This is a genomic window from Rummeliibacillus stabekisii (genome assembly GCF_007988965.1).
Taxonomy (GTDB): domain Bacteria; phylum Bacillota; class Bacilli; order Bacillales_A; family Planococcaceae; genus Rummeliibacillus; species Rummeliibacillus stabekisii.
Map to the genome: position 1 here is coordinate 637,172 of NZ_BJVD01000001.1, position 16,335 is coordinate 653,506.

The 16,335-nt window shown below is 37.1% G+C and carries 17 protein-coding genes; 2 read left to right on the forward strand and 15 right to left on the reverse strand.

What is annotated here, in order from left to right:
• Positions 1–136: 136 nt before the first annotated feature.
• From tkt to yneA, 4 genes are all read right to left on the reverse strand, one after another.
• A complete protein-coding gene (gene tkt, locus RST01_RS03250; RefSeq protein ID WP_147194018.1) occupies positions 137–2,140 on the reverse strand; it encodes a transketolase in 2,004 nt (667 codons plus the stop codon).
• Positions 2,141–2,237: 97 nt separating this feature from the next.
• Positions 2,238–2,474 carry a DUF896 domain-containing protein gene (locus RST01_RS03255; RefSeq protein ID WP_147194020.1) on the reverse strand — a complete coding sequence of 79 codons (237 nt, stop codon included), beginning with the start codon at positions 2,472–2,474 and terminating at the stop codon, positions 2,238–2,240.
• A 129-nt stretch (positions 2,475–2,603) separates the two neighbouring features.
• Positions 2,604–3,260, reverse strand: a complete 657-nt coding sequence (locus RST01_RS03260) for a YneB family resolvase-like protein (protein ID WP_147194023.1) — start codon at positions 3,258–3,260, stop codon at positions 2,604–2,606.
• A complete protein-coding gene (gene yneA, locus RST01_RS03265) occupies positions 3,253–3,567 on the reverse strand; it encodes a cell division suppressor protein YneA (protein WP_147194025.1) in 315 nt (104 codons plus the stop codon). Before yneA ends, RST01_RS03260 begins: the two co-directional genes overlap by 8 nt.
• Before the next feature lie 167 nt (positions 3,568–3,734).
• Between yneA and lexA the strand changes: the two genes are divergently transcribed.
• Positions 3,735–4,349: a transcriptional repressor LexA gene (gene lexA, locus RST01_RS03270; RefSeq protein ID WP_147194027.1), complete on the forward strand. Its 615-nt coding sequence runs from the start codon at positions 3,735–3,737 to the stop codon at positions 4,347–4,349.
• A gap of 149 nt (positions 4,350–4,498) precedes the next feature.
• On the opposite strand, the gene RST01_RS03275 is transcribed toward lexA, so the two are convergent.
• Entirely contained in the window at positions 4,499–4,999 is a 501-nt protein-coding gene (locus RST01_RS03275) for a GNAT family N-acetyltransferase (protein ID WP_147194029.1), read from the reverse strand.
• Positions 5,000–5,450: 451 nt separating this feature from the next.
• Between RST01_RS03275 and RST01_RS03280 the strand changes: the two genes are divergently transcribed.
• The gene (locus RST01_RS03280; RefSeq protein ID WP_147194031.1) at positions 5,451–5,759 is read left to right on the forward strand and encodes a hypothetical protein; all 309 of its coding nucleotides are present in this window, start codon (positions 5,451–5,453) and stop codon (positions 5,757–5,759) included.
• 173 nt (positions 5,760–5,932) lie between these two features.
• On the opposite strand, the gene RST01_RS03285 is transcribed toward RST01_RS03280, so the two are convergent.
• The 10 genes from RST01_RS03285 to mutL form a co-directional block, all read right to left on the reverse strand.
• A complete protein-coding gene (locus RST01_RS03285; protein ID WP_184117506.1) occupies positions 5,933–6,532 on the reverse strand; it encodes a DUF2247 family protein in 600 nt (199 codons plus the stop codon).
• Between the two features lie 286 nt (positions 6,533–6,818).
• A complete protein-coding gene (gene glnA, locus RST01_RS03290) occupies positions 6,819–8,153 on the reverse strand; it encodes a type I glutamate--ammonia ligase (protein WP_147194035.1) in 1,335 nt (444 codons plus the stop codon).
• A gap of 35 nt (positions 8,154–8,188) precedes the next feature.
• A complete protein-coding gene (locus RST01_RS03295) occupies positions 8,189–8,572 on the reverse strand; it encodes a MerR family transcriptional regulator (protein WP_147194037.1) in 384 nt (127 codons plus the stop codon).
• A 205-nt stretch (positions 8,573–8,777) separates the two neighbouring features.
• The gene (locus RST01_RS03300) at positions 8,778–10,037 is read right to left on the reverse strand and encodes a methionine gamma-lyase family protein (RefSeq protein ID WP_147194039.1); all 1,260 of its coding nucleotides are present in this window, start codon (positions 10,035–10,037) and stop codon (positions 8,778–8,780) included.
• A gap of 103 nt (positions 10,038–10,140) precedes the next feature.
• Entirely contained in the window at positions 10,141–10,440 is a 300-nt protein-coding gene (locus tag RST01_RS03305) for a rhodanese-like domain-containing protein (protein ID WP_066785861.1), read from the reverse strand.
• A gap of 208 nt (positions 10,441–10,648) precedes the next feature.
• Complete coding sequence (gene hfq, locus RST01_RS03310; protein ID WP_066785859.1) at positions 10,649–10,876, reverse strand: RNA chaperone Hfq; 228 nt, start codon at positions 10,874–10,876, stop codon at positions 10,649–10,651.
• A gap of 57 nt (positions 10,877–10,933) precedes the next feature.
• The gene (gene miaA, locus RST01_RS03315) at positions 10,934–11,851 is read right to left on the reverse strand and encodes a tRNA (adenosine(37)-N6)-dimethylallyltransferase MiaA (protein ID WP_147194041.1); all 918 of its coding nucleotides are present in this window, start codon (positions 11,849–11,851) and stop codon (positions 10,934–10,936) included.
• Positions 11,833–12,771, reverse strand: a complete 939-nt coding sequence (locus RST01_RS03320) for an alpha/beta fold hydrolase (RefSeq protein WP_147194043.1) — start codon at positions 12,769–12,771, stop codon at positions 11,833–11,835. The genes miaA and RST01_RS03320 overlap by 19 nt, the downstream gene beginning before the upstream one ends.
• A complete protein-coding gene (locus RST01_RS03325) occupies positions 12,764–14,419 on the reverse strand; it encodes a glycerol-3-phosphate dehydrogenase/oxidase (protein ID WP_147194044.1) in 1,656 nt (551 codons plus the stop codon). Before RST01_RS03325 ends, RST01_RS03320 begins: the two co-directional genes overlap by 8 nt.
• Positions 14,420–14,444: 25 nt before the next feature.
• Positions 14,445–16,328, reverse strand: coding sequence for a DNA mismatch repair endonuclease MutL (gene mutL / locus RST01_RS03330; RefSeq protein WP_147194046.1), 1,884 nt, complete (start codon positions 16,326–16,328; stop codon positions 14,445–14,447).
• Positions 16,329–16,335: the final 7 nt, after the last annotated feature.

Consider the following 16,335-nt stretch of genomic DNA (forward strand, 5'->3'; position numbering starts at 1 on the left):
AAGCCGCCCCTTTCTTTCTACTAAGTATACCTTCAATCAAGTGAATATTTTGTCAATTTAAACTGTAAATACCCCACTTTCTTTGTCAAAAAACAAAAAGTAGAGGCATATTCCCTCTACTTTTTGGTATTTCTATTTATTTTGCCATTAAAGCTTTAACTTTCTCTACTACGTTGTTTACTGTAAAGCCATATTCTTCGATTACTGTTTCTCCAGGTGCACTAGCTCCGAATCGGTCAATAGCTAAAACATCACCTTCAAAACCAACATATTTATGCCAACCAAATGAAGAAGCCATTTCAATTGCTAATCGTTTTGTTACGTTTTTAGGCAATACGCTTTCTTTATAGGCTGCATCTTGTTCGTCGAAACGACCTAGATCTGGCATTGATACAACTGTAACATCGATTCCTTCACCAGCTAATGCTTTTTTAGCAGCAACAGCTAACTGTACTTCAGAACCGGTTGCTAATAGCAATGCATCAGCCACTTCTTTGTCTGCCTTTTCAACAACATAAGCACCTTTTTCAACGCCTGTATAGATTGCATTCACATCTACATCAAGCACTGGCAGGTTTTGTCGTGACAACACTAAAGCAGTAGGTTTATTTTTAGATGATACTGCAAGCTTCCATGCAGCGGCAGATTCGTTAGCATCAGCCGGACGGATAACAGAGAGGTTCGGCATCGCACGCAATGCTGCTAAATGTTCAATTGGCTCATGTGTTGGACCGTCTTCACCAACAGCAATAGAATCATGTGTAAACACATATGTCACAGGAAGTCCCATAAGTGCAGATAAACGTACGGCAGGGCGCACATAGTCAGAGAAGACAAAGAATGTTCCACCAAACACGTGAAGACCGCCATGCAAAGCCATACCATTTAATGCAGCACCCATTGCGAACTCACGAACACCGAACCAAATATTACGTCCAGCTCGTTCAGTTGCAGAGAAATCTCCTGCATCCTTAATAGTAGTTTTATTAGAGCCAGCTAAGTCAGCACTTCCTCCAAAGAAAGAAGGCAATTTCTTAGCTAACGCATTAATCACATCACCTGATGATGAACGTGTAGCTACCGATTTGCCTGGCTCGAAAGCTTTGATTTCTGCGTCAAAGTCTTCAGGCAGCTCTCCATTAATTGCTTTTTCTAGCTGTGCAGAAAGTTCTGGGTATGCTTGTTTGTATGCTTGGAATTGTTCGTTCCATACAGATTCAGCTTCTTCCCCTTGAATTTTCGCTGCTTCTTTAAATGTTTCGTATACTTCCTCAGGAACGAAGAAATCTTCATTTTCCCATTGATAAGCTTGTTTTGTTAGTAGAACTTCATCAACGCCAAGCGGTGCACCGTGAGATGATGATTTACCTGATTTGTTAGGAGAACCAAAGCCAATAACTGTTTTAATCTCAATTAATGTAGGTTGTCCTTTATGAGTTTTTGCTTTTTCGATTGCTGAATTAATAGCTTCAATATCATTGCCATCGTCAACCAAGATATAATTCCAGCCATATGCTTTAAAACGTTCAGCTGTATTATCTGAGAATGATTTATTCAAATCACCATCTAATGAAATATCATTACTATCGTATAAGACAATTAGTTTATCTAATTGCAAATGGCCAGCAAGTGAAGCTGCTTCTGCAGATACACCTTCCATTAAATCTCCATCTCCGCAAAGCGCGAATGTATAATGATCTACAATAGAATGTTCTGGTGTGTTGTATACTCCTGCTAAATGTGCTTCAGCCATCGCCATACCAACAGCCATAGCAATCCCTTGCCCCAGTGGACCAGTTGTCGCTTCTACTCCAGCAGTGTGCCCAAATTCAGGATGACCAGGAGTTAATGAATTCCATTGACGGAAGTTTTTAATTTCATCCATCGGTAAGTCATAACCACCTAAATGAAGTAGGCTGTATAATAACATTGAACCATGTCCTGCTGACAATACAAATCTGTCACGGTTAAACCATTTTGGATTTTTTGGATTATGTTGCATTTGTTTTGTCCATAGCGTGTAAGCCATTGGTGCTGCACCCATTGGTAAACCTGGATGACCAGAATTTGCTTTTTCGATTGCATCAATCGACAAAGTTCGAATTGTATTAATTGCAAGCTGATCTGCTTGTAGCGTCATGAATAGACATCCTTTCTGAAAGCAAAGTATTATTCTATTACAGTTTAGTCAACATTATGTCAGAAAACAATATTTTTTCGACATTTACTTTACCTTATTAATTTAAAGGATTATTTCGTTTTTGAATTTCCTTTACCTTTTCCGGTGTTACTTCATCGCCATTTGGATCAAATACTCGGACATGCTCAATGGTGTCTCTCATGGAATTACGGAATGTATCCAGATATTCTTTTCGAAGTGCTGTTTGTTCTTTCGCTTCCTCGACACTTAGTCCTTCTGCTTTTGATTTTCTAGACAGGAAATTAATACGGTCAATCTTTTCTTTTGGCAACATTTATATACACCCTTTCATATTCTTCATATCTTAAAGAGTATGTAAAATATGTTTTAAGTGCAAGCGTTAAGCATTATTTGCATATCAAGCCAACCTGTATTCGAAAGTAAACTTTTCGACAGTTTACAATTAATTATTGTGCTCTTCGAATTCTTTATAGCGTCTATGTACTGTTGCTTTGCTAAGTTGGAAGCCCAATCCATTTAGAGTAGAAGTGATTTCTTCAAATGTTAGCCCTTTATTTCTCAATTGAATAATCTGTTCAATCGGAGCATCAATTCTTTCTCTACCTTCTGGATTGCCCCGATCCTTTAAGTTATTTTCAGGCCTATAGCCGTTTTGTACAGCCCTTTTCATCCCACGACGTATTTTGGCATTATGTAATTTCCTTTGATATTCCTCTACTAGTGCCAATATTTCAAGCAACATTGTATCCATTTCATTCAGCTGGATATTGCCTGCATTATTAAGCGTAAAAATAGTCACTTCCATTTTATTAAGTAGATGTAATACGGCCATGCGACCATTCCCTCGTCCTAATCGCGTTTCATCCTGCACAAACAATGCTGTAATATGTTGTTCTTTAATATAATCCAGCAAATCCATGAGTCCCTCGCGTTCTACGTCATAGCCGCTATGTCGATCTTTAAATACACTCATAACATTATAGCCTTTTGTTTTGGCAAACTCTTTTAGTTCACTTTCTTGCCGTTCTAGCGAAGAATCTTGGGATTCTTTTTCTGTACTCACACGGCAATATAATACTGCTTCTTTCACTCTATTCATTTTCACTCGCCAACTCTATTCCTCTTTTATTTGTGCTAGTTTTTTTGTATGCAGGAATAGATAAAGTATGACCAGCTATAATGCGTCCGTCAATAATATTGTTTTTATCTTTCACTAAAGAAACCCACTCACTTTTGGATAAATCCCCTTTATAAAGTCCAGATAGCGACCATAAAGTATCTCCTTCTTGGACTTCTATGTTTGTGTAGCTAGTTGTATCCCGATTGATGACCATAAGAATAACCATAATGGCGAATATGAATGCAAATAAATAGGTGGTATTTCGATTTTTTTTAATCCAGTTCATAAGGATCTCCCCTTCGTCGAATGTTTGTTCGTAGTTTATATAAATCAATATAATACGAACATGCGTTTTTGTCAAATATATTTCGAACCTATGTTTGCATCCATTTAATAGACATGTTATACTTCATTTAACAATTAAAGAAAATTGCTGATAAGAGGGTGAGCAAATTGAAAAAGGTATCAAAAAGACAAGATGATATATTGGAATTTATAAAAGAAGAAGTACGCACTAAAGGATATCCGCCTTCTGTACGAGAAATAGGCGAAGCAGTAGGTTTAGCTTCCAGTTCAACTGTCCACGGCCATTTGAATAGATTGGAAAGCAAAGGGCTGATTCGCAGAGACCCGACAAAACCGCGCGCTATTGAAATCTTAGATCAAGGAAATGTTACCAAACAGGGTGTTATGCATGTTCCTTTAGTTGGGAAAGTAACTGCCGGGTTACCTATCACCGCTATCGAAAATATTGAAGAGTACTTCCCTATTCCTGACACTTACGGTGGATCAGATGACCATATTTTTATGCTCGAAATCATGGGTGAATCTATGATAGAGGCAGGAATTCTCGATGGAGACTATGTGATTGTCAAACAACAGGCAACTGCCAATAATGGAGATATCGTAGTAGCTATGACGGAGGAGAACGAAGCAACAGTAAAACGTTTTTATAAAGAAAAGGGACACTTCCGTTTACAACCAGAGAATTCCTCTATGGAGCCAATAATTGTTGAAAACGTTGCTGTTCTTGGTAAAGTTGTTGGTCTTTATCGAAACATATACTGATACTTAAAAAAACAATCGAGTCTATTACATTACCTGTAGACTGATTGTTTTTTTATAAACACAAAACAGATAGCGCGGGTGTTAAATTAGTTTTATTTTGCGCCTACTTAAAGTGCTATTTTGCAGTATGAAAACATTGCATGTTTCTTTTATTTCTCAACTAGCTTTTTAATCGCCAACATGGACTTACCCTGAATAATACCTGTATCTTCAAATTTAAATGAAGCGTATAATGTTTTAGCTTTGATATTACTTGTTTGATAAAAGAGAGCTATATATTCTGCTTCACCAAATGGCCACGTTACTATTTCCTTCAACATTTTTTCAAATGCAAGTTTGCCATATCCTTTCCCTTGGTAACTCTTTCCAATCATAATATGCCAAATAAAATAGCTCTTCTTGCCGTAAAAATCTTCTTTTTCAAACGATTCGTGATCCAACGTATCATAAATATACATCAAAAATCCAACCACCACTTCACCGGCATAAATGGCATAGGGTGCAGCAAATATCCCTTCTGCATTCAACATATGAGCATCTGCAAAGCTTCTTAGGTTAGTAGTTTCTATAAAGTCTTTTTGGTTTTCTTCAACTTCAAGTGCTATTACTTTCTCTATGTTATCTCCAGTTATTTTTCGTAATTCAATCATTTTCTATTTTTTCTCCTCTCTTAATACAATCCACTACCTCCTTGCACATTCAAAACATAGTCACATATCATACGATTATTCTCATAATATGCTGTACAAAGTATTCACCAGTAATAAACTCTACTCTTCCTGATTTTTCATTCTAGCGCCATACATAATTGTAATAAAACTTAAAAACTTCCATTATTCAATATAAGTAAATATATTACAGTGTATAATATAGGTAAATACAGGGATATAAATTTTTAGATTTAACAGTCAGATGGTTTAACACATCATCTATTGCACAAAAATATCTCTCGACAATTGAGTGAAGCAAAAACACAACATTTTTGCTTTCCGAAGCGCTTAAATATGAACGTGATAAGGCTACTATTATTGTTTAGGATTAAGGTTATCTGGGTGAAGTAAGCAAGACTAATATCAAAAAGTGACAGAGGTAGGTTAGAAGATGGATACTTTTAAAGCTTCAGAAAATGATGACGGTTCTTATATTGACTTGGAAGTTCTACAACATTACTTGGCAACTGGAAGAGAAGTTGAATTCTACTATCATAAAACAAAATACTATATAGCAAATAGCTCTGAAGGATATATACTTTTAGAAGTATTTCCAGGTTCTGATACCGAGAGTAAGGATATTTCTGATAGTTTTAATGATACAAATGAATTTTTGCTTAATGTTAAAATCGCTAATACCTCATTAAAAGAGATTTTCTCGAAGCATACTAAGAATATAGAGATCGTCTTTATCTATTAAAGATTGAAATGGGTGACTTGCTAATCCCGATAGGGTGTTATCGTATTTAGTTTTTTAATTGTCTGTGACTAAATAGAAATAGACCTCAACATGTAAAAGATATTAGGATCCTACGACTTAAAATTGAGTTTATTGTTAGTATTATTTTGGTAATTCGCATTTTTTCTTAAATATTATTCGACTATCTGTTTTTGTTCTTCTAAAAATTGATTCCATCTATTTAAAAATAGTTCTTGATTTTTCTCTGTTACTTCAAAAGTCATCGAGAAATATCGAAAATCACGAGCTGGTATTGAAGGTATTTTAAAATCCCAAATAACATTGTAAACTTTGGTACTATAGTCTATTTCTTTTAATTCTGAGTCGTATCGTTTCGGATGATTATATTTTTTGGGGTTTTGATACAACCACAATAAAGCAATATAAAGATATTTGTTTTTACAGTCAATCATGAATTGTTTATTTTCCAATAACATTGAATCAATTATTTTCTCTTGTATTAAATCATTAATATACTTTTCGGCTAAGTCTTCTTCATTTTTAAAAAGTGAAGCAAGCTCAAATAGCGTATATGAAGTATTATCATTAATTGATACCTCTGATACTGCTTTTTCAATAGCATAATTTAGAGAAACATATTGACTTTTTAATCCAAAATATAATTCATTCCAATTTAAAGAGGCTTGATCTATAAAGAAAGCATACGGAATATTTAAATTCAACGAGTTCTCTGGCATATCTAAAATAAATTCTTCATTCTGATAATCTGTCATATTAATCATTCATCTCCTTTTCGACAGAATAAACTACCCTTAGGTATTTAACCAATAGCTTGTTGTACCCGGTATCACATTTGACGCGTGATTTGTCCTTCTCTATTAATTGTATAATGAACTATACCTTCTTCTCTTTCAATGTTTTTCCTTCCTTTTATCAATTTACTTTTCTTTACACCTTTTGCTTTTTATATTCTTTTCAAATTTTGTAAATCCTGTATGCATAATAAACAACTATCAATACAAAAAAGCGCTGGGACTTTGAATCCCAGCGCTTTTTATTTTAGTAAGTCTTCATGTATTGGTCACGTTCCCATTGGTGGACCTGTGTTCTGAAGAAATCAAATTCTATTTCTTTTGCTTCACGGAAATTAGCATAAATATGCTTTCCTAAAGCACCTTGAATGACTTGATCCTCAGCAAGGGCGTGCAATGCGTCATCAAGGTTTGCCGGCAAATTGCCAATGCCTTCTTCTAGTCTTTCTTCAGCATTCATCACATAAATATTTCGATCAACTGCAGGTGGCGGTGTCAACTGTTGCTCAATACCATTTAATCCCGCTTCTAGAATGACAGCCATCGCTAAATAAGGATTTGCTGCTGGATCAACTGAACGTACTTCAATCCGAGTAGATAGACCGCGAGAAGCTGGAATACGGATAAGAGGAGATCGATTCTGTGCTGACCAAGCAATATAACATGGAGCTTCATAACCTGGCACTAATCGTTTATAAGAGTTCACAGTTGGATTTGTCACAGCTGTAAAGCCTTTGACATGTTTTAATACCCCAGCCATAAATTGATATGCTGTATCGCTCAATTGCAGGTCGCCATTCGGATTAAAGAAAGCATTTTCTGACCCTTTAAATAAAGATACATTACAATGCATCCCAGAACCCGCCACACCAAACAATGGTTTAGGCATAAACGTTGCGTGTAAACCGTGTTTGCGAGCAATTGTTTTTACAACCAATTTAAATGTTTGGATGTTATCGCATGCTGTAATCGCATCTGCATATTTAAAATCAATTTCATGTTGGCCCGGTGCTACTTCGTGGTGAGATGCTTCAATTTCAAATCCCATTTCTTCCAACTCAAGCACAATATCACGACGGCAATTTTCACCTAAGTCTGTTGGTGCTAAATCAAAGTAACCACCATGGTCATTTAGTTCAAGTGTTGGTTCGCCCTTTTCATCTAATTTAAATAAGAAAAACTCAGGCTCAGGTCCTAAATTAAAGCTGGTAAAGCCCATTTCTTTCATACGGTTTAATATGCGACGCAAGTTATTTCTTGGGTCTCCTGCAAACGGTGTACCATCTGCACTGTATACATCACAAATAAAGCGGCATACTGTACCTTTGCCGATTGTCCATGGGAATACAATAAATGTATCTAAATCAGGATATAAGTACATATCAGATTCTTCAATACGCACAAAACCTTCAATAGACGAGCCATCGAACATCATTTTATTATCCAACGCTTTTTCTAGCTGACTTACAGGTATTTCTACGTTCTTAATAGATCCTAATACATCTGTGAATTGTAAACGGATAAAATTCACTTCTTTTTCTACTACCAATCTACGAATATCATCTTTTGTAAACTTTCCCAATGAAATCTCTCCCTATATGTAGAATTTTTTAGGTGTTATGAAAAGAAACGAGATAAATCTCCATGTCGGATAGAGGTTTTTTGCATACTTTGCGCTTGACGCATTTCTTCTCGTAAAATCCTTCTTAAATCTTCATCAGTAATTTCTTTCTTCAATTGCTTGGTAACAAGCGGTTCATTTTTCATTTCAAATACTTTTTTAATTCCAGCCATATTGATGCCTTGTTCTAATAAATCCTTAATCTCTAATAAATCATCAACATCATTTAATGAAAACATCCGGCGATTCCCTTCAGTTCTTGCTGGAACAATGAGCTCATGTTCTTCGTAATAGCGAATTTGACGAGCGGTTAAATCAGTTAGTTGCATCACAATGCTAATTGGCAGCAAAGGCATAGTCTTTCTAATCTCTTTATTCAAATCCTTCACCTCACCTTTCACAAGTTAATTTTATAACATGTCAGCTTTACTGTCAACACAATGTTAGGTTTTCTAACATGCAAATTAAAACTTAATTAACAGGAGTTAAAATACGTATTCATTCCTTTAGAAATATAAAAAAACATCCTTCCTTATATTCGGAAGGATGTTTTATTATCTCTTAATAGCTCTGTTTTCTTACCTTTTATTGTTTAGTGCTTTGAAGTTGTTGAGCTGCACTTAAAATCGCAAACTTTACGTGTTCATATGTCAAGCCACCTTGAACATAGGCAGTGTATGGAGGGCGAAGCGGACCATCCGCTGATAACTCAATACTGGCTCCTTGTACAAATGTACCTGCAGCCATGATCACATCATCGTCATAACCTGGCATAGGAGCAGGTTCAGGTGCAAAGTGTGCATTGACAGGGGAATTTTTTTGGATAGCCTGGCAAAATTGGATCATTTGCTCTGGCGTGTTAAATGAAACTGATTGAATTAAATCTGTTCTTTTTGCATCATAGCGCGGTGATGGAGACATCCCAATATCCTCAAGTACAGCAGCAGTAAATATAGCTCCTTTTAATGCTTGAGACACTACATGAGGAGCTAAAAAGAATCCTTGATACATATCTAACAGTGCGTTAAGAGATGGACCTGCCTCTGCTCCAATACCAGGTGAAGTCATGCGGTATGCGCATTGTTCGACATATTTCGCCTTACCTGCAATATACCCCCCAACTTTTGCTAAACCGCCGCCAGGGTTTTTAATTAAAGAGCCTGCCATAAGATCTGCACCCAGTTCAGTAGGTTCTACTGCATCCACAAATTCACCGTAGCAATTGTCTACAAAAATGATGGCGTCACTTTTAATCAACCGGATTTTTTGAATCATTTCAGCGATCTGATCAATCGTAAACGATGGTCTTGTTGCATACCCCTTAGAACGCTGAATAGCAATTACTTTCGTTTTATCAGATACCCTCTCTTCAACCTGATCCCAATCAATATATTGATCGTCCAATAAGTCAATATGCTGGTAACTAATATTGAAGTCTTTTAATGAGCCAGTGTCTTGATCTCCTCCATCCACAATAGACTGAAGTGTATCATATGGTTGTCCTGTAATATACATCAATTCATCACCTGGTCTCAGCACTCCAAAAAGGCTAAGAGTGATGGCATGTGTACCCGAAATAATTTGAGGTCGAACAAGCGCCGCTTCCGCTCCGAATGTCTCAGCATAGATACGCTCTAGATTATCACGCCCTTCATCATCATATCCGTACCCTGTTGAAGGATGGAAATGATGTTCGCTGACATTATTATTACGAAAGGCAGAAAGTACTTTTTGTTGATTATAAAAAGCCATTTCATCCGCACGGTTAAAGTAGGGTTTAACCTTCTCTTCAATTTTCTTTGCTAGCATCAATGTTTCATCTGTTAATGGTGACTTGTAAGCCATTTTCTCTACTCCGTTCTCTCTAATAATTCCAATCATCATTATTATTGTTTAAATAGCAAAAGACGATGCACAAAGCTGTGATCGTCCTCTTTCCATATAAAAATTAAAATTCCAATTCGCCTTCCCAAGCACTCATGCCGCCTTCAAGATTTGTTACATCGTAACCAAGCCCTTCAAGGTAAGAGCATGCGCTGAAGCTGCGTCCGCCTGCATGGCAAACAAAGATATAAGGGGTTTCTTTATTTAACTCTTCCATACGCTCTGGAATTTGACCAAGCGGGATATGGATTGCTCCAGGAATAATACCATTAGCCACTTCCTCATTTTCTCGAACGTCTACAATATGTAAATCTTCGTTCGCATCTAATTTGTTTAATACTTCTTCAGGTGTGATTGTTTTCATAAATAATTCCTCCAATAATTTTTAAGTATAATATAGAAGGCCGTAAGAAAAAAGAGTTAACCACTGTTATAGCAGGTCAACTCTTTCATCTATGCCGTCTATCAAGTACTATTAGCTTTTAACCATCCAATTTGCAAATGAAAAGTTTAAGTGGCGATTGTCGGTTAAACTCTGGATAAAAACTACACATAAAACGCTGTAACCCTTATTACTCTTCTTCTTGTTGGAATGCGACAGGCTTAGATGGTGCAAATGTAGAAATAGCATGCTTATAGATCAAATGTTGCTTTCCTTCTGCTTCTAGCAAAACAGTGAAATTATCGTATGAACGGATTGTACCCTTTAATTGAAAACCATTTAGCAAAAATACTGTAACAAAAATACCATTTTTTCTTAATTGATTTAAATATGCATCTTGTAAATTAACTGTTTTCAATCCTTTTCCCCCTCGTTCTCTTTTAAGTATTTATTCGCCAAAGTGATGCCGAATCCTCTATTTGCTTAAAATTTGACTTAATATTTCCACTATACCCATTTCTGCGTTATACCATTCAATTTCCATCTTATTACGAAAATAAGTAAGCTGACGTTTTGCATAATGCCTAGAATTTCGTTTTAGGGTTTCTATAGCTTCATCAAATGAGACTAACCCATCTAAATATGCGTAAATTTCTTTATAACCAATCGCTTTAATAGACTGGACATCGCGAATATCCCTTTTATAGAGCCGCTCCACTTCTTCAAGCAACCCTTTATCGATCATTTGGTCTACTCGCTGATTGATTCGACTATATAGCATTGCTCGATCCATATCTAAACCTATGATCCGATGTTGATAGATTGGAATGTTTCCACGATGCTGTTCTTCATTTGATTTTTTGATTGTGCTGTGTTCTGCCATTTCAAGAGCACGTATGACACGCCTTGTATTATTTGGATGTATAGTGCTGCCTGTTTCGGGATCAACTGACATCAGCTTTGCATGCATAGCTTCCGGTCCTTTTTCCTCTAACTCATCGTAGTAACGACGTCTGATTTCTTCATCAATTTTTTCGTCTGTAAAACGAAAATCATATAGCACAGATTGGATATAAAGACCTGTGCCTCCTACAATAATGGGAAATTTCCCTCTTTCTTTTATTTCATTAATTTTATGTCGTACTAATTGCTGGTATTCTGCTACAGACATTGAATCTGTGGGCTCCTTAATATCCAACAAATGATGTGGAATTCCTTCCATTTCACCTGGGGTTATTTTAGCCGTGCCTATGTTTAAATCCTTATAAACCTGCATGGAATCACCATTGATAATTTCACCATCAAGAGCTTTGGCTAGTTTAATACTTAGTGCTGTTTTTCCCACAGCAGTAGGCCCTACAATCGCTATTACATCTATATCTTTTTGTTGCATTCTTTTTTCTCCAACCAATTCAGTATTGTTTGTATGACAAAGTCATTATTTATTTCATTTAGTATTTCATGACGCATTTCAGTAAACAGCTGTACAGTAATATCTTGCAATCCAGCTCGGCTCAACTGCCTAGCTACACGCCAAACCCCTTTTTCAAAGCCGCCTACCGGATCTTTTGAGCCGCTAATTAGTAATATCGGTAAATCTTTTCGAATTCGCGCTACTTCAGCGTGCTTTGATAATGTAATAATACCTCCCAATAAATCTACAAAAAATTGATTGGTAGAGATAAAACCACAATCATCATCCGCTAAGTATTTTTTAATTTCTGCTTCATCTCTCGTGAGCCAATCTACAGCTGTTTTGGGGTGAGTGATTTTTTTGTTGAACAGACCAAAAGATAATTGATTCAACAGCTTACTTTCTTCACGTTTTCCTTTTCCAGCAGCTAACCCTTTTGCCAAATTGGCACCAGCATAATGCTGAACACCGACTGAACCGGTCCCACAGTAAATCGCCTTGCATAGCTCCTCGCTATATAACTCTGAATATCTCCTAGCGACAAAAGAGCCCATGCTATGTCCGAAAAGAATCATTTTCGGCAGTTCGTACTGTGTGCGTATTTCATCAGTTACTGTCTTTACATCTTCTACCACATGTTCAAAACCATTTTTCTCACTAAAAAACCCTTTTACTTCGTGATTTAATTCAGCCGTTTTGCCATGGCCTCGATGGTCATGCATAGAGACAAGATATCCTGTATCTACTAATTTTTCTGCAAAGCCGAGATACCGGCCTTGATGCTCTGCCATGCCATGTAAAATATGAATATGGCCTTTAATCTCTTGGGTAGGCTCAATAATCGTAGCAGCCAGACGATGACCATCTTTAGCTGCTACGTTGAGTGTTTTCTTATTCATATGATGCTCCGTTTGCAAAGTGTCCTGCATCATAAAGTAGATCTTCTAACTCTTTAGTGAATTTATTTACTTCTTCGGTGGTATATTGCAAATACTTGCTCATCAAGTTGATCACTTCATCTTTATACATCTTCACACTGTCAATATCAAAGTACATTTTAGAAGACCGCCGTACTAAGAAATCTGCTGGTTTATAAGCCATTTCAAATTGGATTGCATAAATCAACTGTGCATGCATAGCAAGAGGCAGCTGAATTCCTTCTTCTCTTGGCAATGTTTGCATAATACGATACAATTCATCAATATTTGTTCCATAACGTCTTACAAGTCTCTCTGCTTCGTTAAAGGTTAAACCATAACGTGTTCCTTCTTGTGCCTTGTAATGAACATATGCTTCAAAATTTCCAGAATGAATGCCTTTCGCCCCTGATAGTGACAAATCTTTTGTAATACATGGTCCGACTTTTTTAAATTTATGGCTAGATACAATTTTATCTACTGTTTTCTCTGCCATCTTGCGGTACCCTGTCAATTTGCCGCCTGCCATTGTCAGCAATCCAGTAGGTGATTCCCAAATTTCATCTTTGCGTGATATCTCAGATGGATCTTTTCCTTCTTCATAAATCAGCGGCCTTACACCTGCCCAGCATGATTCTACATCTTCTTCAGACACATCTACATCAGGGAAAATATAATGAATCGTATCTAATAGATAATCAATGTCTTCTTTCGTCGCAACTGGCTTTACTGGATTTTTATCATAAAATGTATCCGTTGTGCCAACATATGTCTTGCCATCCCGTGGAATAGCAAACACCATACGGCCGTCAGGTGCATCAAAGTAAATAGATTGTTGTAATGGAAAATGCGATTGATCAATAACAATATGGACACCCTTTGTAAGTCGAAGCTTTTTATTATTACTGATTTTATCTTTTTGGCGCATTTTATCTACCCATGGCCCTGTTGCATTCACGACAGATTTTGCTTGAATTGTCCATTTTCTTTGAGTGATTTGATCTCTCACGACTGCACCGGCTACTTTTTTGCCATCGTATACAAAATCCTCAACCATCGCATAGTTTAAGCATACAGCACCTAATTCTACTGCTTTTTTCAGAACTTCAATCGTTAAGCGGGCATCATCTGTTCGATACTCTACATAATAGCCTCCGCCTTTAAGCTTATCTTTGTTCAATAATGGCTCTTTCGCTAGAGTCTCTTTCGGTGATAACATTGTACGACGTTCGGATTTTTTGACGCCTGCAAGCCGGTCATACATATTTAATCCTAATGATGTGGATAAAGGCCCAAATGTACCTCCTTTATAAAATGGAAGTAACATCCATTGAGGAGTCGTAATATGCACACCATTTTCATAGACGATTTCTCTTTCTCTGCCCGTTTCTTTTACAATACCGACTTGCAACTGTTTCAAATAACGTAAGCCGCCGTGCACAAGCTTAGTTGAACGACTGGATGTACCCGCAGCAAAATCTTGCATTTCGACTAAAGCTACAGACAATCCACGTGATACTGCATCGAGCGCAATCCCAGCACCCGTAATACCCCCACCTACAACTAAGACATCGAATGAATAGTTGTTCAACGTGTTCATTACTTCATCTCTTTTAATGGCTGAAAACATATTAAATTTCCTCCTTTTGCACTTTTTACATCACGCGTTTAAACATTTTTTCAATTTCATATGTTCTAAAATGAACGATCACTGGCCTGCCGTGAGGACACGTAAATGGATTCTCCCTTAGCTTTAAATCCTCTAATAGTCTTTCCATCTGTGGCTGATCTAAATAATGGTTAGCTTTAATGGAACGCTTGCAGCTCATCATTATTGCTGCTGACTCTCGCAGTTTTTTTATATCCGTTACGCGGCTATGCAGCACCTGTTCAATTAACTCTTCAATAATCTCTGATTCCATATTTACTGGGAACCAGGTCGGATATTCCCGTACTATAAATGAGTTTTGGCCAAATTCCTCGAGATATACACCTACTTCTTCAAGAGCTTTGGTATTTTCCTTCAAAGTGAGTGCTTCATCCGCTGAATAATGGAAGGTCAATGGCAAAAGTAACGCTTGACGTTCATCAGGATTTACTTCTCCAACCTTTTCTTTAAAATACTCATACTTTATCCTCTCTTGCGCTGCATGTTGGTCAATAAGATAGAATCCATCTATGCTTTGCGCCACAATATACGTGCCGTGTATTTGGCCGACAATCTCCAATTCCGGAAATGGTTCTTTGAAAGGTTCAGGATGTTGGCTTTCCTGAGCCTTTGGAACATTAAAATCATCCAATTGCTCAGCGCTCTCATCCACGCCATCTATCATGTCTACTTGCGGCCCATCTTTTAACTCTTCCCATTTCTCCTCTACAATAAAACCTTTGTCTTGTCCTTTTAAATCTTCTGGAATAAAGAATTCTTCCTTTGACTTAGGTTTTTCATTGAATTGTGGTAGGCTCGTCGTGTCGTAATTAACCGTCTTCCAGAAGTTAATTTGTTCTGTAGAACGCGGAATCTTTTTCTTTTTCTCCATTATTTCAGGAGGTTGCATTGACTGACGAATCGCACGGTGAAGTGAAGTTTCAATCAATTGGATTAAATCGGGCTCTTTGCTTAAACGTATTTGCTGTTTTGCAGGATGAACATTTACATCAGTTAAATACGGGTCACCTTCAATATGAAGCACAGCTATCGGATATCTGCCTATTGGCAAGAAAGTATGATAGGCATCAATTAACGCCTTTTGAATGGTGTAATGACGCACCCATCGTCCATTGACAAATATAGAGATGTAATTTTTAGAAGCTCTTGTAATTTCAGATGCTGTCGCATAACCAGATATAGTATAGTCATTTGTTTGACCTTCAAAATGAACCATTTTTTTCGCATTAGCCACGCCGTAGATAGCTGCCAATACCTGCCTTACATCGCCACGGCCATTCGTTTTAAGCAATGTATTCGCCCCGTGCGCCAGCCTAAATGCGATATCTGGATAGCACAATGCAAGACGATTCATCAAATCAATTGTATGACCAAGCTCTGTTTGTATAGTCTTCATATACTTTAAACGTGCAGGAGTATTGAAAAAAAGCTGTGAAACAGTCAGGTTAGTTCCCTTGCGCAAAGGCCCCGGTTTTTGCTCTACAATATGTCCACCCTCCATAAAAACTTCAATACCACTTTCTCCGTTTGAAGTTTCAAGATGAACTTTTGAAACCGACGCTATACTTGCAAGTGCCTCGCCTCTAAATCCTAGCGTCCGGATGCGGAATAAGTCATGCTCGTTGTTAATTTTACTGGTAGCATGACGTTGAAAAGAGACTAGCGCATCCTCTTCATCCATGCCGCAACCATTATCAATGACTTGGATTGAAGTTAAGCCTGCTTCTTCTAATACTACTTCAATAGTAGTACTACCTGCATCGATTGCATTCTCTACTAATTCTTTCACAACAGAAGAAGGGCGTTCCACCACTTCCCCTGCCGCAATTTTATTGGACAAAAATTCATCCATAATATGAATATGTCCCATTTACTAC

Bases quoted from the DNA above. Each gene is read 5' to 3' on its own strand.
- tkt (WP_147194018.1), bottom strand. From the start codon at position 2,140: ATGACGCTACAAGCAGATCAGCTTGCAATTAATACAATTCGAACTTTG.
- RST01_RS03255 (WP_147194020.1), bottom strand. From the start codon at position 2,474: ATGTTGCCAAAAGAAAAGATTGACCGTATTAATTTCCTGTCTAGAAAA.
- RST01_RS03260 (WP_147194023.1), bottom strand. From the start codon at position 3,260: ATGAATAGAGTGAAAGAAGCAGTATTATATTGCCGTGTGAGTACAGAA.
- yneA (WP_147194025.1), bottom strand. From the start codon at position 3,567: ATGAACTGGATTAAAAAAAATCGAAATACCACCTATTTATTTGCATTC.
- RST01_RS03275 (WP_147194029.1), bottom strand. From the start codon at position 4,999: ATGATTGAATTACGAAAAATAACTGGAGATAACATAGAGAAAGTAATA.
- RST01_RS03280 (WP_147194031.1), top strand. From the start codon at position 5,451: ATGGATACTTTTAAAGCTTCAGAAAATGATGACGGTTCTTATATTGAC.
- RST01_RS03285 (WP_184117506.1), bottom strand. From the start codon at position 6,532: ATGACAGATTATCAGAATGAAGAATTTATTTTAGATATGCCAGAGAAC.
- RST01_RS03300 (WP_147194039.1), bottom strand. From the start codon at position 10,037: ATGGCTTACAAGTCACCATTAACAGATGAAACATTGATGCTAGCAAAG.
- RST01_RS03305 (WP_066785861.1), bottom strand. From the start codon at position 10,440: ATGAAAACAATCACACCTGAAGAAGTATTAAACAAATTAGATGCGAAC.
- miaA (WP_147194041.1), bottom strand. From the start codon at position 11,851: ATGCAACAAAAAGATATAGATGTAATAGCGATTGTAGGGCCTACTGCT.
- RST01_RS03320 (WP_147194043.1), bottom strand. From the start codon at position 12,771: ATGAATAAGAAAACACTCAACGTAGCAGCTAAAGATGGTCATCGTCTG.
- RST01_RS03325 (WP_147194044.1), bottom strand. From the start codon at position 14,419: ATGTTTTCAGCCATTAAAAGAGATGAAGTAATGAACACGTTGAACAAC.
- mutL (WP_147194046.1), bottom strand. From the start codon at position 16,328: ATGGGACATATTCATATTATGGATGAATTTTTGTCCAATAAAATTGCG.